The organism is Lysinibacillus zambalensis (genome assembly GCF_040183165.1).
Classification (GTDB): domain Bacteria; phylum Bacillota; class Bacilli; order Bacillales_A; family Planococcaceae; genus Lysinibacillus; species Lysinibacillus zambalensis.
This window is the reverse complement of the sequence record NZ_JBEGDG010000014.1, coordinates 66,717-89,306: the sequence shown is the minus strand read 5'-3', so window position 1 is coordinate 89,306 and position 22,590 is coordinate 66,717. Positions and strand designations below refer to the sequence as shown.

Below are 22,590 nucleotides of genomic sequence, written 5' to 3'. Positions count from 1 at the left end.
CATACGGCGTTCCATCGTTAACTTTGTTGAAATTTATAAACTAAGCTTTGGATTTCCTACTTCCGTTCTTAGTTCGTTTATTTTATTTATAGCCTTCTTTTCGAATCGAGCTAACATCTTTACATAATCTTTAAAAGCGAGCGGGTCTTTTGTATGAACAAGCATGTGATAACTCCTGTTGATTATAATCAGGTTATCATAGTCGTCTGTCCCACCGTGAGCTGTCGGCTTAATATGATGACAAACGGCTTGATGTGGAGTAAGTCTTTCTCCTGTTATTCCGCAACTCCCTTTTTGAGCCACGTACTTACTCAGGCGATTATTTTCATACAAAACACTTTTAGCTTTATATATTCCTTTACGAAACATCTCAATTTCACGTACAGACACATGTTTTAAATCTTTATGAATTAAGGACCTGTCTTTCTCATTGTAAATCGTAAATTCAGGCTTTCTCTGTCCTCGTATATCATGTCGAATTGCTTCAATAGGATATACCAGCAATCCATTACTTTTAAATCTTTGATAATTGTAATCCCCATAAAATTTATCAATGACATTGTTTGTTTCCCTCGTTTTCACGAATATGTTTCTCAACAACAATGATTTGATATTCGGATGCACTTTATGTCTTATTACATTGAAATCTTGTGATATCCTGGTCGCAATTTTGTAATAGTTATGCAGTCCAAGAATATTTGCATTAAAGTTCATCACTTTTTCTGGAGTAGGACTTTTTCTAAGTTTAACTAACTGATACCTTATAACCCCTTGCACTTTTTCTTTTGCTTTAGGGTCCATTTTAGAATTTACGATATACCCTGTTTTAGCGCTGCCTTTTTGAACAGCCCTAAATCGTATCCCTAAAAAATCTGTACCGTTTTTACGTAGATTCGTGATTTTACTCTTTTCTTCACTTACTTCAAGCCTTAGACGCTCTTTTAGCCATTTTTCAACAGCTACTTTAATCTTTCGAGCGTTTTCAAAAGAGTTTGTAAAGATTTTAAAATCATCTGCATATCTGACAAGGTACATAGGCTTTAGCCTTGTTTTCTTTAGAGCATCCGTTTTATTTCGTTTCAGTTTATAAGGTACTTTTGTCGGCTTTGTTTCCCACTGGTTCGATACCCACCAATCTAATTCATTCAATACTATATTAGCAAGAAGCGGGGATAGGATACCGCCTTGTGGAGTTCCCTTTGTCGGAATACTTTCACCTGTAATTTCAGCTTTTAGCATCTTTTTAATAATTGTTAAAACTTTTTGGTCCCTTATACCAATTGCCCATAATTGCCTCATAAGCTTTTTATGATTAACGTTATCGAAAAATCCTTTAATATCTATATCGACCACAAAGTGTTGATGACTATGATTAACCAAATGGTAACACCTTGCTAATGCATCATGTGTGCTTCTTTTCGGTCTAAATCCGTAGCTTTGAGGATGAAACCTAGCTTCTACAATCGGCTCCAGCACTTGTAGGAACATTTGCTGAATCAATCTATCTTCAATCGTAGGAATTCCAAGTGGTCTCATTTTTCCGTTTGGCTTTGGAATAAACAACCTTTTAACCGAATGTGGTTTGTAGTTTTCAAGTCTTTTTCTTATTATCTTTATTAGCTTGTCGGCATTCATTTTGTTTAAATGTTTAATTGTGTGTCCGTTTGTACCTTTCGTTTTACTACCTGTATTACTTTTTAGGTTACGAAAAGCGAGTAAAATATTTTCTTCAGAAATAATCAGCTCATAAATATCTGTAAAGTATCGACCCTTTTCGCTTTCTATAAAGAGATTATCAAACGTCTCTTGTAAGCCAAAATACTCGTTATTTCTTAACTTTTGAATCATTAAGTCAGCCAACTAATCACTTCCTTTACGAAGTTTTCGTTCTCTTTAGTCATACACGAATCTGACTTATTGTAGGTTTTGTCTCAACGTTAACGACTTGTGCCCTTCCCTCTGAAATGTTTTTCCCTCCGACTTATTGGTTATTCAGTCATCAACAGCATTTCTTCGTCAGTACTACGGCACTACTGCCACTCCTTTAAAGTATGTTATAGCCATTTTGCCTTTCCATACACCGTCGTCATTGAAGTGCAATCTTCTCTTACGTTAGGAGCTTCACACGTTCCACTATTTCTATCTGTACATAATTCCCTTAGGCTCCCTCTAAATTCCGCTAGGCTGGATTGTGCCTGTAACACAATATGGATTTTCATAACCTAACACTTACTCATCCACACCTAGAAGTCCTAACTGGACCCCGTAGCATTTCTACTACGTGACATTCACGAAAAGTCAGTCAAGGGTTCGTCTCGGTTATTCTACCGCTTCTAACCATAGGAATTTTATAGACACCAGGCCTATCATTCACAAGAGATTTCTATCTCTCTTTCCACAGCCGAACTGTTTGGGTGAACTTCAGCCCACTTTAACGAGCTTCAAACGTTTTTGGTGTTTGCAATACCATCTACGCTTGTCGTAGCTTCAGCGAGTGTGTTTCAAGGCGTTACTCTCTCATTCCACACTTCGAAATAGCAGTTCTACCAACTAAGGCGGTTAACCTTTTCAGTTAACAACGTGTCGCACTCAAATCTATATCAGGTACCTTGTCTCCTTTAAAGCCAAGGAACGTTTCGAATGGGATATCTTGTCCATCCTTTTTATACGGTGATCCACATTCCGGACAATCTTTATTTGGTAAGTCATAGCCCGAGCTTACTGAACCATCATTAAAAAACTCTGAATGCTTACAATCTGGGCAAATATAATGAGGAGGAAGTGGATTTACTTCAGTAATTTCCATAAAGGTTGCCACTAATGAAGATCCAACTGAACCACGGGAACCTACTAAATAGCCATCAGCTAATGATTTTTTCACAAGCTTCGCAGAAATTAAGTAAATTACTCCGAAACCATGGCCTAAAATCGACTTTAATTCTTTTTCAATTCGGGCCTTCACGATTTCTGGTAGCTCTTCTCCGTATATACTATGAGCCATTTCATAAGTTAAATTTGTGACCTCATCATCTGAGCCTTCAATTTTTGGTGTGTATAAATCATCTTTAATGGGCTTAACATCACCAATCATATTTGCGACTTTTTGAGAGTTGGTAACAACTACTTCTTTCGCTAGATCCGGCCCTAAAAAATCAAATTCTTTAAGCATTTCATCCGTCGTTCTGAAATGAACCTCAGGCAGCTTCGATCTATTTAATATGTTGGCACCACCTTGAGAGCCAATTAATATTTGTCTAAACATTCCATCTGTCGGATCTAAGTAATGAACATTACCAGTTGCTACAACAGGTTTATCGATTTTCTTCCCTAGCTTCACGAGCTTGCGAATAATATCTTCAAGTGTCCATTCATCACGTACGACATTGCGCTCAATTAACGGTGCATACACAGCCTTTGGTTGAACTTCAATATAATCATAGAATCTCGCAATTTGCTCTGCTTCCTCTGGGGATTTATTCATCATCGTCTCAAATAATTCACCATTATTACAACCTGATCCGATTAATAATCCTTCTCTATATTGTTCTAGAACCGCTCGTGTTACTCGAGGTACTCGATAGAAAGTTTTTGTATGGGAGTGAGTGACTAATTTAAATAAATTTTTTAGTCCAGCATTGTCTACTGCTAATATCGTGCAATGCATTGGTCGTCCTTTTTTATAAGCATCCCCGCCCCCAATATGCTTATTAAAGTCGTCGTGATATTTAATACCTAATTCATCCGCATCTTTTAACAGCTGTAAAAGTAAGAAGCCAGTTGCTTCTGTATCATAAATAGCTCGGTGATGCTGAGTTAAATCAATGTTGAATTTTTTACAAAGTGTATTTAAACGATGGTTTTTCATCGTTGGATAAAGTAATCGGGCTAACTCCAACGTATCAATAACTGGATGAATTGTTCCCTCTAGTCCATATTTTTTATAGCCTGTGTATAAGAAGCCAATATCAAATGATGCATTATGGGCTACTACTATGCCATCTCCGATAAATGCATGGAACTCCTTAATGACTTGTTCCACTTCTGGCGCGTTACGTACCATATCATCTGTAATACCTGTCAGTTCAATGGTCGTCGCTGAAAGTGGGTGATGGGGATTGGCAAAGCTTTCGTATTTGTCGATTACCTGCCCATCTTTAATTTTCACCGCAGCAAGCTCAATGATCGTATCGTAAGCAGTAGATAGACCTGTCGTCTCTACGTCAAACACGACATAAGTATCATCATCTAATAATCGATGCTCAGCTGCATAAGCAATCGGTACACCATCATCTACTAAATTCGCTTCCAAACCATAAATAACTTTTATACCATGTTTCTTCCCTGCTGCATAAGCCTCTGGGAAAGATTGTACAACAGCATGGTCGGTAATAGCCACGGCTGGATGACCCCACTTCGCAGCCTGCGAAACAAGTCTATCAACTGGTGTTACAGCGTCCATTGTGCTCATTGGTGTATGCAAATGCAATTCAACCCGTTTTTCTCCCTCTGGCGCCTTATCCTGTCGTGTTTCTTTTTTGATTTCATTAATATCGTTTGCCATAACGATTAAATCACGAATGAATGTGTCAGTTTGTACGGAGCCTCGAACTTTTACCCACATACCCTTTTTCAAATGTTGCATAAGTTCCGCATCATCATTATCACGTGAGAACATTTTTACAACGATGGAATCCGTATAGTCGGTAATTTTAATTTGCAATAAAGAACGACCGCTTTTCAGCTCTTTAACTTCTGCATCAAATACAAAGCCTTCAATGATCACACGACGTTCTTCCTCAACAATGCGTTTAATTTCCATTGTTTCATTATCTTTAATTAACATACCAAGCTGGAATGGTCGATCACCAAGATTCGCAATAGCAGGATTTTCTTTCTTTTCCTTCTCACGTTTTTGGTAATCTTCTATCGCTTGCTGAGCTAAAGCGGCTTCTTCTAAACGCCTCTGTTCCATGAAAGCTTCCTGTGCCGCAATCATTTCTTCTGTTTGATCTTGGAGCACGAAATCTAACACAATATGCGGAAAGCCGAACTGACTATAGCTTGCAGAAAGCTTTTCTGCATACTTTGTTTTCAGCATCATAAATTCCATTTCCTGCATGCAGGTTAATGTAATTTTTTGCCCATTCCACATAGGCACTTGCGATACTAGGCAACTTTTCAAAGTGGGCGCCATCTCATCGATTTGCTCTACTACTGTTAACCAATATTGTTGGACTAGCTCCTCCGTCACATTTTTCTCTTCCGTATCAAAAGTTGTGTGGATTTCAGCGATAGCTGAAAATTTCTCAGCCAAACGAGTACGAAAAAGTTGGTATAGTGAAAAAGGAAGTATATCTCGTAATTTAATGGAAAAATTCCATAGCCTGTTCTTTTTGTGTACTGTTAGTCGTGATAATTCACCTTCCTCAAAAAAGGACATATACACATCATCTGTTAGTTCTAGTTGTTGCAAGAGCATTTGAAACCTTGATCTTGCTTCTTGTTGCTGTTCCAATCTATTGACACCTACTTTCAAAAAGAGGCAGTCTTACATGCCCCATGTTTTATTTCCTCACCAACGTCTACGATTTGAAAGAACAAATGCGCAAAAGCGTTCGTTTACATCCGCCATGCGCTGGAGAGCCCGAAGCAAAAGTAAGCGATCTACCTACTTTTGCCCGAGGGATCGAAGCGACCTCGAGGATGTAGCGCTTAAGCTTAGACGGAAAAAAATTCGCACCCTTTCCACGGGCGACCGTCAAGCCTCACAAATCCTAAACATCTATGAATTCATGCTTGGCTCGCTGTCCCCGAGAAGTGGCGCGAATTTTTTATCTATTTAATACCTTTGGGACAGAGGTCCTTCTTAAAAATCAATGTTGCCTCGGCATAATTGCGTCCGGAATCGGCTTTGTGCTTAGGCCTGCGTGAGAGCCGACACGATGTCGGTCATTTCGGTAATGCCACAGGACGTGGCGTTTTTACCGATGCAGGTCAGTTAGCCGTTATCGCACGGATGCGATGATTTCAGGCTAACATCCCCTAAGAACTCATTTCCGATTCCGTGACATCCGCCGGAGGCTTTGGGCCAACCACGATGTTGGTCACTCAGTCGTTGCCACAGGACGTGGCGCTCTTAGACTAAGTTTCTCTATTTCAGCGAGCGTTTTGATATCCACTGAAAAGTAGCTTAAACCCGCATTCATCTCACCAACATAGAGGTGGGTGACTTCGCTGAAAGGAGTTAATGTTTGCGGAAAAATTCATTCAAGCGATCAATGACCTCTTCTTTTTTCCATTCGAACGTTTCACCTGTTTGACGGAATTTAACCTCAACAATACCTTCAGTTGCTTTTTTACCTACAGTTACACGGACAGGTAAGCCAATTAAATCAGCATCTGCGAATTTAACCCCTGCACGCTCTGCACGATCATCTAATAGCACATCATAACGGTATGATTTCAATAAACCGTATAGCTCATCAGCTAAGGCAACTTGTGATTCATCTTTTGTATTAACAGGTACAACATGAATATCATAAGGAGCTAATTGTGTTGGCCAAACAAAACCATTTTCATCTTGGAAATGCTCTGCAACAGCAGCTAAAATACGTGATACTCCAATACCATAGCATCCCATAATAAATGGCTGTGCCTTACCTTGCTCGTCTAAGAATGTACCATTCATTTTTTCAGAGTAAGTTGTTCCTAATTTGAAAATATGACCAACCTCGATACCTTCTGCAAATTTGATAATACCTTGTCCATCTGGAGATGGATCACCCTCTTGAATAAAACGAATATCTAAGTATTCATTCACTGCAAAATCACGCTCTGGATTTACATTTACTAAATGGAACCCATCCTCATTTGCACCGGCTACACCGTTACGAATCGATTTAATAGCATTGTCAGCTACTACTTTTACGTCTACTGGTAATTTAACAGGACCGATTGAACCAACTCCACAGCCTAATAATTCGCGGATTGCCTCTTCACTAGCAAGTTCAACAGAACCAGCATCAAGTGCATTTTTCAGTTTAATATCATTAATTTCGTGATCTCCACGAGCAAGAACAACAACTAATTCACCATCTACGTCAAATACTAATGACTTGATGACATTTGAAGAGTCAATATTTAAGAAAGCTGATACTTCTTCGATCGTTTTTTGATCTGGTGTTGCCACTTTTTCAAGGTCTTTTAATGCTGCATCTGATGGTTGAGAGTCTACAAGAACTTCTGCCATTTCAATGTTCGCAGCATAGTCAGATGTATCAGAGTATGCAATTGTATCTTCCCCAATTTCAGAAAGCACCATAAATTCATGTGTACCTTTCCCACCAATTGAGCCTGCATCTGCAATAACTGCACGATAGTTTAAACCAAGACGAGAGAAAATATTTGAATAGGCACGATACATATCATCATATGTTTCATCTAAACTTTCACGCGATGCATGGAAAGAATACGCATCTTTCATAATAAACTCTCTGCCTCGTAGTAAACCAAAGCGAGGACGCTTTTCATCACGGAATTTAGTTTGAATTTGATAAAGTGTTAACGGTAATTTTTTATATGATTTAATTTCATCACGTACTAAAGTTGTAATCACTTCTTCATGTGTTGGCCCTAATGCGAAATCACGATTATGACGATCCTTTAAACGCATTAATTCTGGACCATATTTTTCCCAGCGGCCTGACTCCTGCCATAGTTCAGCAGATTGTAATGAAGGCATTAAAAGTTCAATTGAATTGATTGCTTCCATCTCTTCACGAACAATATTTTCTATTTTTGTTAACACACGTTTTGCAAGCGGTAAATACGAGTATACCCCACTTGTATTTTGACGAATAAACCCTGCACGCAGTAATTGCTTATGTGATTTTACCTCTGCATCAGCAGGTACTTCACGTAGCGTTGGGATAAATGTTTTACTTTGCTTCATTCAGTGTTCCACCTTTTTTAATAAATAAGTTTTATACTCTAATTAGCATAAACAAATTTAGCTTTGAACGCAATGTTTCAAAAAAATTGCGCTCAAAGCTATGTTTTTCCAATCAATTTTTCCTCTAAATAATGTTTTACTTGAAAAGCTTAACTTCATTTAGTTAAAAGAAAAATCTTTGTATATCGTTCCATGTAACAACAACCATTAAGATCATCAATAGTACGATACCTACAAAATGCACAAGACCCTCTTTTTGACGATCGATTGGTTTACCTCTTACTGCTTCGAAGCCGAAGAACAATAGACGACCACCGTCAAGTGCTGGAAGCGGTAATAAATTCATAATACCAAGGTTAATACTTAACATTGCAGCCCAATTCATTAAATTGATGAATCCATATTGAGCTACTTGCTCTGTCGCTTTATAAATGCCTACTGGACCTGATAACGCATCTATAGTGAATTTACCGGTAATTAACATACCAAGCAATTCAAATATTCGAGCAGTCATAGTATACGTTTCTTGAGCGCCATAAACAACAGCTTTTAACGGATTAAATTCACGTGGGCTCTCATACTTAACCCCTATTTGACCATATTTTTCGCCATTTTGTTCTACTTCTTTAACCTTCATATTTAGGTTAACTCGCTGACCATCTCGTTCAACCGTAACATTAATATTTTCGCCTGGATGATCTTGTACAATGGCAGCTAAATCTTGCCATTTTTCAACTGCTTGTCCGCCAATGTCAACTACTTTATCACCTGCAAGCATGCCTGCCTGTGCAGCTGGATCATTTTCCACAACTTCTGTTATGATTGGCTCATACGTAGGCACACCATTAATTAATCCAATTAGCAAATAAATAAAAAAAGCTAATATAAAGTTAAATAACGGACCAGCAAAGATTGTCATAGCACGTTGACCGACTGTTTTAGCGTTAAATTGACGATCATATGGTGCGATTAACGTTTCTTTACCGTTTTCTACAAGCATACAATCTCTTGCAACATTATAACGAACTAATTTTTCTTCTTCATCATAGCCTTCTACAAATAATTCATTTTCTAAATCGGCACGCTCAACTTCTAAAAATAATAAATCTGGTAGTTGCTTATTATTTTGATTAAAGATTATTTTCTTTACAACATTCTCTTCATCTACAATAAGCCCTACTCGGTAACCCGGCTGTAGTTCGGTACCATCCATGTCCTCACCAGCCATACGAACGTAACCACCAATTGGCAATAAACGTATTGTATAGATTGTTTCACCATGTGTTTTCCCATAAATTTTTGGTCCCATACCGATTGCAAATTCTCGAACCATAATGCCTGCTCGTTTCGCAAACAAGAAGTGACCAAATTCATGAAAGAATACAAGTAGGCCAAATATTAAAATAAATGCAATAGCTGTTTGCATAATACCCCACCTTTAAAAGCGAATAGTTAACGATATCTTCTCTCTTTATTTTACCATGTTTAACACTGTTTTTCTTGTTTCACTGTCTACATGCAAAATCGTTTGCAAATCTGGTACTACTATATTGTTATGTGCTTGCATTACACGCTCAATCGTTTCATCAATTTCAAGGAATGTTATTTTCCCTTGTAAAAATGCTGCAACTGCCGCTTCATTCGCTGCGTTCATCGCTGTTAAAATTGTACCACCTGTGCGCCCAGCCTCATATGCTAGACGTAATGCTGGATAACGTTCAAAATCCATTTCTTTAAAATGAAGTTGACCAATTTGTGCTAAATTAAGTCGTTGTCCGTTATGCAGTGGCATACGATCTGGATAGCTTAATGCATATTGGATAGGTACACGCATGTCCGGCGTACCTAGCTGTGCAATGACACTAGTATCATGATACTCAACTAGGGAGTGAATAATACTTTCTCTATGCAAAAGTACATCTATTTTATCATAGGGCATATCAAATAAGACATGTGCTTCAATAACTTCTAGTCCTTTATTCATCATTGTAGCTGAATCAATCGTAATTTTTGCACCCATTGACCAATTCGGGTGGTTTAATGCATCTGCAACCGTAACATGCTTCAATTCCTCGCGTGTTTTGTCACGGAAGCTACCTCCAGAAGCTGTAATAATTAATCGTTCAATATTTTTCGGATTCTCACCATTCATTGATTGGAAAATCGCAGAATGCTCACTATCTACTGGTAAAATTGTTGCATTATATTTCTTGGCCTCTGCCATTACTAAATGTCCAGCGGTTACAAGCGTTTCTTTATTGGCAATGGCAATTGTTTTGCCCATGCGAATTGCAGCTAATGTCGATTCTAGTCCAACGCTTCCAAGAACCGCGTTTACAAGCACCGCTGAATCAGGATGTGTAGCAACCTCTACAAGCCCTTTTGCACCAAACGTAAACTGTACTTGTGGATATTCTTTAGCGAGCATAACTGCATCTTCTTCTAATTGAACAGATACAAGCTCTGGCTTTAAAGTTTCAATCATTTCACGCGTTTTTTCGATATTTTTTCCTGAAGAAAACGCTACTAAATGAAAGGCATCGCGTTGTTCTTTTAAAATATCATAGGTTTGCCAACCGATTGAACCAGTTGCACCAAGTAAACTAATTTTTTTCACGACAAATTGTCCCCTTTTTCTATCTCAGCAAATGATATAGCACGATTATTACCTCTCTGTTTAGAGTAAAATGCTATTATTATGGCTCATCGTCAGATCGTAGAGTTGATATCGGTTTCGACTGGGCGCTTTTTAAAGGCGTCCGATGAGCACCTATTGTTTTTAGTTACCAAAAAACATGTAAAAAATGTAGTAAAGGCACGACGAATAGCAGACTATCAAAGCGGTCTAAAATACCGCCATGCCCAGGTAAAATATTTCCTGAATCCTTTACGTCAAAATTTCGCTTTATAGCAGATTCCACTAAATCGCCCATTTGCCCAATAATTGACGCAATGATTGTGATGAAAATAAGTAAGACATAACCACCATTTGCAAATGGATAAATTGCTTGCATCGCGACAGCAAAGATTACAGCAATGACAATGCCACCTACAAAACCTTCCACAGTTTTCTTCGGGGAAATTTCTGGCCAAAGCTTATTTTTACCTAATTTTCTTCCAACAAAATATGCACCTGAGTCAGTTGTCCAAACTACTAGTAAACAATATACGACAAACTCTAGACCATAGCTTCGTGTTTCAATTAAGTAATGGAAACCTAATCCGACATAAAACGCACCTAATAAAATAAATGCAACTTCATCGAATGTAATTTTATTTTTCACAAGGACTACGTAAATGAGCAATAGCATCATTAGACCATACACAACCATTAAATCAGAGGAATAGCCAATTGCTTCTACTACTTTACTTGACCAGTCCTTTGGTATAACAAGGAGTATTAATGTTAGTAGCCCTAAAAAACCAGGCACTGAAAAAATTGAAATACCTTTCATTTTTAATATTTCATAAAAGCCAACAACAGCCATTGCAAGCACAAGAATTGTAAATGGCACTTCTCCATAAATAACAAATGGAATAAATAGCGCTGCTGCAATTATTGCTGTGATAATTCGTTGTTTCAAGTTGTTCCTTCTCCCTTCAACCCACCGTAACGGCGATTACGTTTCTGGTAGTTTTCCACCGCTTCCAGTAAGTTTTCCTCGCTAAAATCTGGCCACAATGTATTTGTAAACCAAAATTCTGTATAGGCGAGCTGCCATAACATAAAGTTGCTTAAGCGTACTTCACCGCTTGTTCGAATTAATAAATCTGGCTCCGGCAGATGAGCCGTCATTAAATGAGATGTCAAACATTCTTCTGTTATTTCTTGCATCGTTAATTGACCATCCTGCACCTTTTGAAGCATTGTTCTCATGGCGCTAACCATTTCGGAACGACTTCCATAATTCAGAGCAAAATTTAATATTAATCCTGTATTATGTTTCGTTTCCTCCATCGCCTCATACAACGCTTTTTGCGTATGTGCAGGTAATAAAGATGGATCCCCAATCATTTCAACACGTACATTACGCTCCATCATTTCAGGTAAAAAGGAACCTAAAAATTCTACAGGTAAACGCATTAGAAAATCGACCTCCGGTTTTGGTCGCTTCCAATTTTCTGTAGAGAACGCATATACCGTTAAAACTTTAATTCCTAAATCGGATGCAAATCTAGTTACCTTTCGGACTGTCTTCATACCTTCGTGGTGCCCAGCAACACGTGGCATAGCACGTTTCTTAGCCCAACGTCCATTTCCGTCCATAATAATCGCTACATGGGCAGGAATCGGCTCGTTTTTAGCAAGGGCAACACGTTCCTCCAATGATTGTGAATCCATATTTATTTGTTTACCTAATAGCTTTTTAAACATGCTAACTCCCCCACTACAACTAATCGGACGTATACTAACCTATCATAACAAACAAAAGCGCTTTTTGTCTTTTTTTCCCCTCTAAATTGACTATGTATGAACTATCTTATTTTAGAACTACACACATTTTAGGATGATCTCCGAAACGTGGGGTTGATTTCCGTTCCGACCGGGCGCTTTTCCGCTGACGCTTCGCTTTCGCGCAGAGCAGAGCTTCCTAGGGGCGTCCAGTCTTAACTCGAATCAACTTATCCTCATGACATACGTTTTAACAAAATGTCATCCCCAACTTTAGGTTGATGATTCCTTTATAAAGATAGGCTAGAAAACTTTTATCACGCCCACTCAAGTATGATTATTAAGATTATTAAGAGCTATTTCCCTTATTTCGTTCATTCCTCAATAATGTTTTTCTCTTCACGTAAAAAACAGTTCTTCTTAATCTTAAAAGAAAGAAAAAATAGATGAAAGGTATTTCTCTAAAACAATTAAAAGTTAATGTATAAGACTTTACTGAACCTTTTACATAATCATTTAAAAGTAAAGAGAAAAGACGTCCTGATATGTATAGGACGCCTTCATCTCATCAAAAAGTTCCATCATAGATGTGCAAAGCAAAATTATGCTTACACGTCTAAAATTTCTTTTTCTTTTTCTTTCGTTACTTGATCTACTTTAACAATGAATTCATCTGTTAATTTTTGAATATCTTCACCGTAGCCACGTAGACCATCTTCTGTGATTTCGCCAGCTTTTTCAAGTTTTTTCAGATCATCATTAGCATCGCGACGAACATTACGTACAGCAATTTTTGCATCTTCTGCTTCTTTTTTCACTTGCTTCACAAGATCTTTACGACGCTCTTCTGTTAAAGCCGGTATCATTAAACGAATAACAGATCCATCATTTGTTGGTGTAATACCAATATCTGATTTCATGATTGCTTTTTCGATTTCACCTAAGATTGTTTTATCGTAAGGTGTAATAACTAATAAGCGCGCTTCTGGTACCGATACACCTCCAAGCTGATTAATCGGTGTTGGTGCACCATAATAATCAACCGTAATGCGATCTAATAGTGAAGCATTTGCACGCCCTGCACGGATTGAAGCTAGTTCACGTGAAAAAGCGGCAATTGTTTTATTCATTTTTTCTTTAGCTTGTTCTAATACTTGTTTAGCCATTATGCGTTCCTCCTAACAACTGTTCCAATTTTCTCGCCTTGTACGGCACGTTTAATATTACCTGGTTCTGTAATTGAGAAGACAATTAACGGAATATCGTTATCCATACATAGAGTAGAAGCTGTTGAATCCATTACTTGTAAGCCCTGTTGAATAACGTCTAAGTATGTGAGTGTATCATATTTAACGGCAGTTGCATCTACTTTCGGATCTGCAGAATAAACACCATCTACATTATTTTTCGCCATTAAAATCGCATCTGCGTCGATTTCAGCAGCTCGTAATGCAGCTGTAGTATCCGTAGAGAAGAATGGGTTACCTGTACCTGCTGCAAAAATTACTACACGTTTTTTCTCTAGATGACGAACTGCTTTACGGCGAATATATGGCTCTGCTACTTGTGTCATTACAATTGAAGATTGTACACGTGTTTCAATTCCTAATTTCTCCAGTGCATCTTGTAACGCTAAAGAGTTCATAACCGTTGCTAACATACCCATATAGTCAGCTGCTGCACGATCCATTCCCATTTCGCTACCGATTTTTCCACGCCATATATTACCGCCACCTACAACAACAGCAACTTCTACATCAAGATCTACTACTTCTTTTACTTCTTCTGCAACAGCCTTGATTATTTTTGGTGATAAACCGAAGCCCGCTTCTCCAGCTAACGCTTCACCACTTAATTTAATAACTACTCGTTTATATTGTGGCACACTCATTGTAAACCTCCGTCAGACTTTATTTAAAACATCTCTATTCCCTTTTCTATTATAGTATAAATAACAATAATTTCTAGTTATGAATAAGGCAAAATAGAAAATTATATGGCTTATTACCATAAAGTTGGTTGATTTCCGTTCCAACTTATATACATAGCATACGATTTAACAAATGTTATCCGCAACTTTTGGCGATGAGCCAATTATATCTTTTTTTTCGCTAATTTCGGAAAAATAGGGAACACGCTATGTTGTGTTCCCCATTTTTTGTCTAGAAAATCTAGATATTATTTGATTAGGATCAAATGCAAGCTAAATTAGTTACCTTTAACTTGGCTCATTACTTCTTCAGCGAAGTTGTCTTCACGTTTTTCGATACCTTCACCAACAGCATAACGTACGAAGCCGTTTACTGAACCGCCAGTTGAAGCAACGAAATCACGTACTTTTTGATCTGAGTTTTTAACGAATGTTTGGTCAAGTAAACAAACATCTTCGAAGTATTTGCCAAGACGACCTTCAACCATTTTTGCTACGATGTTTTCTGGTTTACCTTCGTTAAGAGCTTGTTCAGTTAATACTTTACGCTCACGTTCAACTTCTTCTGCAGAAACTTCATCGCGAGAAACATAAGTTGGGTTGATTGCTGCGATGTGCATAGCAACATCTTTTGCAGCAGCAGCATCTGTAGAGCCTTCTAAAGTTACTAATACACCAATACGGCCGCCCATGTGTAGGTAAGAACCGAATGCATCTGCATCAGTTTTTGTTTTTACTTCGAAACGACGAAGAGTGATCTTTTCACCAATTGTTGCAATTGCAGATGAAATTTGGTCAACAACTTTTACACCTTCAGCATTTGTAAGCTCTAATGCAGCTTCAACTGTTGCAGGTTTAGCAGCAAGTAATTGTTCAGCTAATGAAGCAACTAATACTTGGAATTTATCGTTTTTAGAAACGAAGTCAGTTTCTGCATTTACTTCTAGGATGATTGCTTCGTTACCATTTTCTAAAATGTAAGTTGTACCTTCTGCAGCGATACGGTCAGCTTTTTTAGCAGCTGAAGAAAGACCTTTTTCACGTAGGAAATCGATCGCAGCATCTAAATCGCCATCAGTTTGTACTAACGCTTTTTTACAATCCATCATTCCAGCGCCAGTTTTTTCGCGTAATTCTTTTACTAATTGTGCAGTAATGTTTGCCATTTAGTGTTTCCTCCTCAAATTGGTTATACAAATTTTAGTGATAGGTTCTAAAAAAGGTGATAAGGGTTTTGAGCCACTTATCACCTTTTTCTAAACGTGAATTACTCAGCAGCAGCTTCTACAGCTGGAGCTTCTTCTTCACCTTGTTTTGACTCGATTAAAGCGTCAGCCATTTTAGCAGTTAAAAGTTTAACAGCGCGAATAGCATCATCATTAGCAGGGATTACGTAGTCGATTTCATCTGGATCACAGTTTGTATCAACAATACCTACTAGAGGGATGTTTAATTTAATAGCTTCTGCAACAGCAATACGTTCTTTGCGTGGGTCAACAACGAACATTACGTCTGGAAGAGCTTGCATATCACGGATACCGCCTAAGAATTTGATTAGACGTTCGTGTTCTTTTTTAAGTTGGATTACTTCTTTTTTAGGTAGAACTTCAAAAGTTCCATCTTCTTCCATTTTTTCGATTGCTTTCATACGTGCAACACGTTTTTGAATAGTACCGAAGTTTGTAAGAGTACCACCTAACCAACGTTGGTTGATGTAGTAGTTGCCTGAACGTTCAGCTTCATCTTTGATCGCTTCTTGTGCTTGTTTTTTCGTACCAACGAAAAGAACTTTACCACCGTCTTGACCAACTTGACGCATGAAGTCATAAGCTTCCTCTAATTTTTTAACAGTTTTTTGTAAGTCGATGATGTAGATCCCGTTACGCTCAACGAAGATATATTTCTTCATTTTTGGGTTCCAACGACGAGTTTGGTGACCGAAATGTACACCAGCTTCAAGTAATTGTTTCATAGAAATTACTGACATGTGTATTTCCTCCTAGTATGTTTGGTTTTTATCCTCCGCATTTATCACTTGCAACAAGCTACCCTAAGCTTAGAGCACCACTTACTACATCAAAATGCGTGTGTATTAATAACACCATTTGCAACTATATCATAGCTTTATCCTATTAGCAACTGTTTTAGTTATGAAATTTCAATAAAAGCTCGATTTCTGTTTTTCCTTTTTGAAGCTGTTTTGCAATTTCTTCGGATGTTTTACCTTGTTTCGCTAATTCAATAGCTTGTTGTTCCAATGTTAATGGCTTAGATTCTTCCTTTTCGGTTGCCTCACTTGGTTGTTGGGCCGAATGTACCACCTTAGCTTCAGCTTTAGCTCCACTTTGCTGCTGACGTGAATAAGCATTCGCTACGATATTTTTGGGCACATAAATGCGCGGTTCCTGATCTAAACTAACAGAACCGTCTACTGTGCTTTCTTCCTTTATAAGAGAAGATGGCTGTTCCTGTTGTCTCACAATCTGTTCTTCCTGTTTCACTGCATTCATTGGAGTTCCAGACTTTGAAGCTCTTTGCAGCTCTTGAATGAGGCGATCATTTTCATCTTTCATCTCAGCTAAATAAACACTGATAGTGTCATCCATTTCACGCATTAAGCGCTCCTGTTTTTTTTCTAAGTCCTTAAATTTTGCTAGCTTCGTATTTAATATGATAAGGAAATAAAATGAAAGTAGCTGTAAAATAAATAGAACCGCAATTAGTATGATTGTCATAGTAAACTCCTATCCACTAAAATCCACGAAATTTCCTTTAAACGGGTGCTGCGCTTGCGTTTCTCGCTTCTCGTTATCCTTATTTTTCTTTTTTCGAGTACCTTTTATATACTCTCCACCTGCTTCTTCATCTTCACTAATCCCATCCATACCCTCTGAAGTATTCACAACCTTTTGCTTGCGTTCTACTTCTTTTTTCAACGCTTCATTTGCGTGTGCTTGCTGAGCCAAAGTTTGTTGTTGTGCCTGATCAGCCATTTTTCCTGCTTCAAATGTTTTTGGAATAGCTATTTGTAGTTCGACACCTTTTAAACTCATAAGACCCCTCCTTCAACGATATGTATATAAGGATTATTATGCATTAATCATTTCATTAGTTAATAATTTTCGTAGCTTTAATAGCGCCTTAGAGTGGATTTGTGAAATGCGGGATGTAGATAATTCAAGCATTTCTCCAATTTCTGTTAATGTTAATTCCTCCGTATAAAATAAACTAAGCACTAGCTGCTCCTTATCATTGAGCTTTTGGATATTTTCCGCTAAATCCCCAAGCAGTTCTGACTTAACGACAGCTTGCTCAGGTGTCTTCGTCGTATCATCACGAATAACAAATGACTTTCCATCAGCCTCCTCTTGATCTTGCTGCTCATTAATGGAAAGAACATTTGAAAAGAAATGCTCCTGTACAGTTTGGTAAACTTCCTCAACAGGTAAAGCCATATGTTCCGCAAGTTCCTCAGGTGTTACATGACGCATATATTTTTGTTCTAACTGCTCAATCTGTACATCTAACTTTTTCGCCTTTTCACGTGCTGACCGTGGCAACCAATCTTCTTTACGTAAACCATCAATAATGGCACCTCTTACTCTAAAAGAAGCATATGTATCAAATTTCAAGTCTCTATTAATATCAAATTTATTCAACGCATCAAACAGACCTACCATACCTAAGCTCATTAAATCGTCTCGCGATACACTCTTTGGTAAGCTCGCTCCAATGCGTTGTACATGATAAGATACTAGCGAAATATATTTTTTTATAAGCAAATCACCTGCATCTGGATCACGTTCATTTATCCAGCGGTTCCACAGCTTTTGTTCATCGTTCAGAATTGGTTGTGTCATGTAATCCACCTCTCTAAGAAAAACGCATTTATTTATGCGCCTGTTTGCCACTGTCTTATATCAATACAAAAAACATTTTTAGCTATCGTTTCACTTTCGCTTCGTAAACAATCGTTGAAAGAAAATCCATTATGCCTCGGCATAAGCAACAAAGCGTAACTAGTTATTAGACATTAACATAAAAATCCATCTAATTCTTTCCTATATTATAACAAGAATCGACTATAATTTCATTTGTTTCTCGTATCCTATCACAGATTCTTTACATTTATGTGTCAGTATATGTTAGTTCGGATATATTCAAATAAAACACCCTAAGCTATAAAATAAGAATTTGCAAAAGAATTAAGATAACTAAAAAGAGCCGCTACTTGCGACTCCTTTTTTAAGCATTATTTAATTGTTGATCCGCCTCACGATTCATCATCGTTCGTACAGCCTGAGCAATCTCTTCCGAGTTCTCATCTTCAAACTCTACGGTTGAATTAGCCGTCGGTGTTTTTTGATTTTCTCCCTCTATATTCTCAGATTCGTTTTCTTCATGCTCACCTTCAACGAGTTCTTCATCGCCCTCAGGTGTGAATAAAACGTAAGCAATTAAAAATCTGACAATATACATGACGAAAAACATAATTATTCCCGCTACAAATGACCCTACGATAATACGTAGTGGTGTATAAGGTTTTAGAAATGTACTAAAAAAATAGATAGAAAAGGCAATTAACGCACCCCATAGGTTATAAAAAATAGAACCGAACATTATATTTCGCTCACTCCTTGGTTAACCGTTCGAATATGTAATGTCGACGTCGCAGGATTAAATTCAATTGTTCTACCACTGTTGCCGCCTGTGTCTTCGGCAACTAAACGAATTCCATGACGCTTCAGCTCATGCTTTACAGCTTCTACATTACGTGGGCCGATGCGCATTGAGTCCTTATCTGAAGTGAATTGAAACATTTGCGCACCGCCCGCAATTTTTGCCTTTAGCTTGAATTTTTGAACGCCTTCTAACTTTAATAAGTCAATCATTGCCGCAATGCCTGTGTCAGCAAATTTAGCCACATTTATTGACTCTTGTCTACCTAAACTCGAATCCGGCAACATCACATGTATTAAACCAGCAATTTTTTTTGATTCATCATATAAAATAACTCCTACACAAGACCCAAGACCTGATGTTCTTATCGTATTCGGTAACTTTACTACATCCATTTGTGCAATTCCAACTTTTACAACTTGGCCATCACTACTATTTAGCATCATCTACAAAACTCCTAATGCTTTAAAAATAGCATCAAATGAGTCTGGATCTGGTAATAAGAAGAAATGACCTCTTACTGTTTCCTGATCTTCTACACCGTCTTCAAAAATGGATGTGTTTATGACGATAACATTATCGCTAACGTGTGATAATTCAATTAAACCAATACTAATAATAGCACCAAACATGTCAACACTTAGTCCTGGCACAGTTGGATAAATTTTTAAATTCGTAAAGTCAGATAATGCCGATAAATAAGAGCCGGATAAAATATTACCCATTTCCTGCATAGCTGATAACCCTAACTCTGAAACAGGTCGTTTTTTAAAGTCGAATGATTCATCAAATATGAGACGACGGATAAAACGATTTGCTTGTTCAATTGGCAGGATAAAGAACATACTACCTTCAGCATCACCTTCAATGCGTAAATAGATTCCTACTACGACATTTTCAGATCCTCCTGCAAGCTCCATCATGTCATTAAAGGATACCATTTCAACCTTTGGTACTCGCATATCAATTTTTTTACCAAGCAAATTGGAAAGTGCTGTCGCAGCATGCGCAGCACCTATATTACCAATTTCCTTTAATACGTCTAAATGTAGTGATGTAATCTTTTGATTATATGTCATTATCGATCCCTACTTTAGTGGATTTAATACTTTCTCTAAATGCAATAAAATTAATAATCGTTTATCTATTTTGGCTACTCCTGAAATAAACTCTTCTTCCAGTGAACCTACTACTTCGGGCTGTGGTTCAATTGAGTCAGCTGGGATGTCTAACACATCATTTGCAGAGTCAACGACGAAACCTACTTCCATATCTTCTAATGAAATAATGATGATGCGTGTTGTTTCTTCATGCTCAGAGATCGGTAATTCAAATCGTTCACGTAAATCAACAATTGGCGTTACGACACCGCGTAGGTTAATAACACCTTTTACGTATTTTTCCGTTTTCGGTACACGTGTAATATGCATTAGTTTTTCAATCCCTTGTACATGTGACACTGGAATCGCATATTCTTTATCTGCTAGTTGAAAAACAATTACTTTAATACTTTCTTGTTCCACTGCGTTTGTCATTGTCTACACCTCTCTTATTCATTCACCTTATTTAATAAGTGCGTTACAATCCACGATTAAGGCAACTTTCCCGTTACCTAAAATTGTTGCACCTGAAATTGCAAAGATATTCGTTAAGTAATTCCCTAATGATTTCAGCACAATTTCTTGTTGGCCAATGAATGAATCCACAACTAAACCAGCAAGTTTCTCACCTTTTCGAACAATGACCACTGAATGGAATTCGTCACCCTGTGGTTCTTTGCGAGGTACCTCAAAGATTTCTTCTAAAAATACTAGTGGTACTACTTTGCCACGGAAATCGATTACTTTTTGATTATGTGCATTCATAATTTCTGATGAACGGATAATTGAAGTTTCAATAATTGATGAAAGTGGAATTGCATAAATTTCTTTTTCGATTTCTACTAACATGACAGAAATAATTGATAATGTCAGTGGTAATTGAATCGAGAATACTGAGCCTACATCTTGTGTAGATTCAATCGAAATATTTCCACCCAATGATTCGATTGTTGTTTTAACAACATCTAATCCAACACCTCGACCTGATACGTCAGAAATAACATCTGCTGTTGAGAACCCTGAAGCCAAAATAAGCTCATTAATTTGCTTATCTGACATCGAATATGATTGTTCTTGTGTAACGATACCTTTAGAAATGGCTTTCGCCAGTACTTTTTCACGGTTAATTCCTGCTCCATCATCTTCAATTTCAATGAAGACATAGTTACCACTATGATAAGCACGCAATACAACTGTTCCTTCTTCTGGTTTACCTTTTGCAAGGCGAGTCGTAGGATTTTCGATACCGTGGTCAACAGAGTTACGAATTAAATGAACAAGAGGATCCCCAATTTCATCGATTACTGTACGATCTAGCTCTGTTTCAGCACCAATAATTTCGAGGTTAATTTTCTTGTTTAGATCACGTGATAACTGACGAATCATTTTCGGGAAGCGATTGAATACTGTTTCAACCGGAACCATACGCATCGTTAAAATAATCGTTTGTAAATCACCCATGACACGGCTCATGCGCTCTACTGTTTCATTTAACTCTCCATGATTAACCTCAGTTGCAATAGACTGTAGTCGTCCTCGATCGATAACTAGCTCTTCAAATAGATTCATTAATATATCAAGTCGATCGATATTCACACGAATTGTTTTATTACCAACAGGCGCATGGCTTTTATCAGCCTTAGCGGGAGCTGCTGCTGTTGCAGGTTTAGGTGATGCACTATTTTTTTCTGGAACCGTAGCAGGTTTAGCTTCTACTTCTACCGTTGCTGTTGCTGCTACTTCTTGAATCGCTTGTTCTTTTTCACTATGTTGTTTTGGATCAATAGCAGCGACAATCACTTCATCAACTTCTGAAACTTTCATAATCTTTTTCTGCATGTCTTCAGCGGATTCTTTTGTTACAAAAGCTACGTAAAATTGTTGATCGAACTGTTCGTCTTCAAGCTTTTCTACAGATGGACTTGATTTAATAACTTCCCCATCTTTTTCTAAAATCTCAAACACCATAAATACTCGTGCTGCTTTTAAAAGACAGTCCTCACGTAATTTCACTGATATTTCAAATGCATTGAAACCCTGCTCAGCAGATTGTGAAATAACTGTTTGCTCAAAGCCGTCATACTCTAATGTACTTGCTACAACTGTAGTTGGTGTCTCAGTAGTTCCTACCACTTCAGGAATCGCTTCTTCACCTAATTCAATACGCTTTAATTGAGCAACTGTTGAAGATACATCACGTTTTCCATCTCCGCCATTCGCAATATCCATCACCATTTCTTCTAGATGGTCTACAGACTCAAAAACAACATCTAAAATTTCAGGAGATACATGGATTTTTTCGTTTCGGATCGCATCCAATACATTTTCCATTTTATGAGTTAAATCCGCTAAATCTTCAAAGCCCATTGTCGCAGACATACCCTTTAATGTATGCGCAGAGCGGAATATTTCTCCGACAATCGCCAAATCATCTGGATTTTTTTCTAGTTCTAATAAATGTTCACTACATGCTTGTAAATGGTCTTTACTTTCTTCAATAAACATCTCTAAATATTGATTGACTTCCATAAGAGGA

18 protein-coding genes and 1 pseudogene are annotated in these 22,590 nt (G+C 37.6%); all 19 read right to left on the bottom strand.

Annotation, left to right across the window (positions count from 1 at the left end):
• Window positions 1–33 precede the first annotated feature (33 nt).
• Entirely contained in the window at window positions 34–1,860 is a 1,827-nt protein-coding gene (gene ltrA / locus ABNX05_RS17520) for a group II intron reverse transcriptase/maturase (protein WP_349660883.1), read from the bottom strand.
• 727 nt (window positions 1,861–2,587) lie between these two features.
• Window positions 2,588–5,515, bottom strand: a pseudogene (locus tag ABNX05_RS17515) (PolC-type DNA polymerase III); the annotation flags it as partial.
• Between the two features lie 729 nt (window positions 5,516–6,244).
• Entirely contained in the window at window positions 6,245–7,951 is a 1,707-nt protein-coding gene (locus ABNX05_RS17510) for a proline--tRNA ligase (RefSeq protein ID WP_349660882.1), read from the bottom strand.
• Window positions 7,952–8,114: 163 nt separating this feature from the next.
• A complete protein-coding gene (gene rseP, locus ABNX05_RS17505) occupies window positions 8,115–9,377 on the bottom strand; it encodes an RIP metalloprotease RseP (RefSeq protein WP_349660881.1) in 1,263 nt (420 codons plus the stop codon).
• Window positions 9,378–9,422: 45 nt separating this feature from the next.
• On the bottom strand, window positions 9,423–10,568 hold the full coding sequence (gene dxr, locus ABNX05_RS17500) for a 1-deoxy-D-xylulose-5-phosphate reductoisomerase (RefSeq protein WP_349660880.1): 1,146 nt from the start codon (window positions 10,566–10,568) through the stop codon (window positions 9,423–9,425).
• A 166-nt stretch (window positions 10,569–10,734) separates the two neighbouring features.
• Entirely contained in the window at window positions 10,735–11,535 is an 801-nt protein-coding gene (locus ABNX05_RS17495; RefSeq protein ID WP_349660879.1) for a phosphatidate cytidylyltransferase, read from the bottom strand.
• Window positions 11,532–12,326, bottom strand: a complete 795-nt coding sequence (uppS, locus tag ABNX05_RS17490; protein ID WP_079560490.1) for an undecaprenyl pyrophosphate synthase — start codon at window positions 12,324–12,326, stop codon at window positions 11,532–11,534. The genes ABNX05_RS17495 and uppS overlap by 4 nt, the downstream gene beginning before the upstream one ends.
• Before the next feature lie 626 nt (window positions 12,327–12,952).
• Entirely contained in the window at window positions 12,953–13,510 is a 558-nt protein-coding gene (gene frr, locus ABNX05_RS17485; protein WP_053594236.1) for a ribosome recycling factor, read from the bottom strand.
• A complete protein-coding gene (pyrH, locus tag ABNX05_RS17480; RefSeq protein WP_249073104.1) occupies window positions 13,510–14,235 on the bottom strand; it encodes a UMP kinase in 726 nt (241 codons plus the stop codon). Before pyrH ends, frr begins: the two co-directional genes overlap by 1 nt.
• 317 nt (window positions 14,236–14,552) lie before the next feature.
• Entirely contained in the window at window positions 14,553–15,440 is an 888-nt protein-coding gene (tsf, locus tag ABNX05_RS17475; protein ID WP_349660878.1) for a translation elongation factor Ts, read from the bottom strand.
• 101 nt (window positions 15,441–15,541) lie between these two features.
• A complete protein-coding gene (rpsB, locus tag ABNX05_RS17470) occupies window positions 15,542–16,261 on the bottom strand; it encodes a 30S ribosomal protein S2 (protein ID WP_349660877.1) in 720 nt (239 codons plus the stop codon).
• 157 nt (window positions 16,262–16,418) lie between these two features.
• Window positions 16,419–17,009 carry a hypothetical protein gene (locus tag ABNX05_RS17465; RefSeq protein WP_349660876.1) on the bottom strand — a complete coding sequence of 197 codons (591 nt, stop codon included), beginning with the start codon at window positions 17,007–17,009 and terminating at the stop codon, window positions 16,419–16,421.
• A gap of 9 nt (window positions 17,010–17,018) precedes the next feature.
• On the bottom strand, window positions 17,019–17,327 hold the full coding sequence (locus tag ABNX05_RS17460; RefSeq protein ID WP_349660875.1) for an RNA polymerase subunit sigma: 309 nt from the start codon (window positions 17,325–17,327) through the stop codon (window positions 17,019–17,021).
• 36 nt (window positions 17,328–17,363) lie between these two features.
• Window positions 17,364–18,134, bottom strand: coding sequence for a FliA/WhiG family RNA polymerase sigma factor (locus ABNX05_RS17455; protein ID WP_349660874.1), 771 nt, complete (start codon window positions 18,132–18,134; stop codon window positions 17,364–17,366).
• A 385-nt stretch (window positions 18,135–18,519) separates the two neighbouring features.
• Window positions 18,520–18,894, bottom strand: coding sequence for a hypothetical protein (locus ABNX05_RS17450; protein ID WP_349660873.1), 375 nt, complete (start codon window positions 18,892–18,894; stop codon window positions 18,520–18,522).
• Window positions 18,894–19,397 (bottom strand): chemotaxis protein CheD, encoded by a 504-nt coding sequence (locus tag ABNX05_RS17445; protein WP_349660913.1) that lies wholly within the window; start codon window positions 19,395–19,397, stop codon window positions 18,894–18,896. Before ABNX05_RS17445 ends, ABNX05_RS17450 begins: the two co-directional genes overlap by 1 nt.
• 3 nt (window positions 19,398–19,400) lie before the next feature.
• Window positions 19,401–20,033 (bottom strand): chemotaxis protein CheC, encoded by a 633-nt coding sequence (locus ABNX05_RS17440; RefSeq protein ID WP_349660872.1) that lies wholly within the window; start codon window positions 20,031–20,033, stop codon window positions 19,401–19,403.
• A gap of 9 nt (window positions 20,034–20,042) precedes the next feature.
• Window positions 20,043–20,489 (bottom strand): chemotaxis protein CheW, encoded by a 447-nt coding sequence (locus ABNX05_RS17435; RefSeq protein ID WP_079560480.1) that lies wholly within the window; start codon window positions 20,487–20,489, stop codon window positions 20,043–20,045.
• 27 nt (window positions 20,490–20,516) lie between these two features.
• Window positions 20,517–22,583, bottom strand: coding sequence for a chemotaxis protein CheW (locus tag ABNX05_RS17430; RefSeq protein ID WP_349660871.1), 2,067 nt, complete (start codon window positions 22,581–22,583; stop codon window positions 20,517–20,519).
• Window positions 22,584–22,590: the final 7 nt, after the last annotated feature.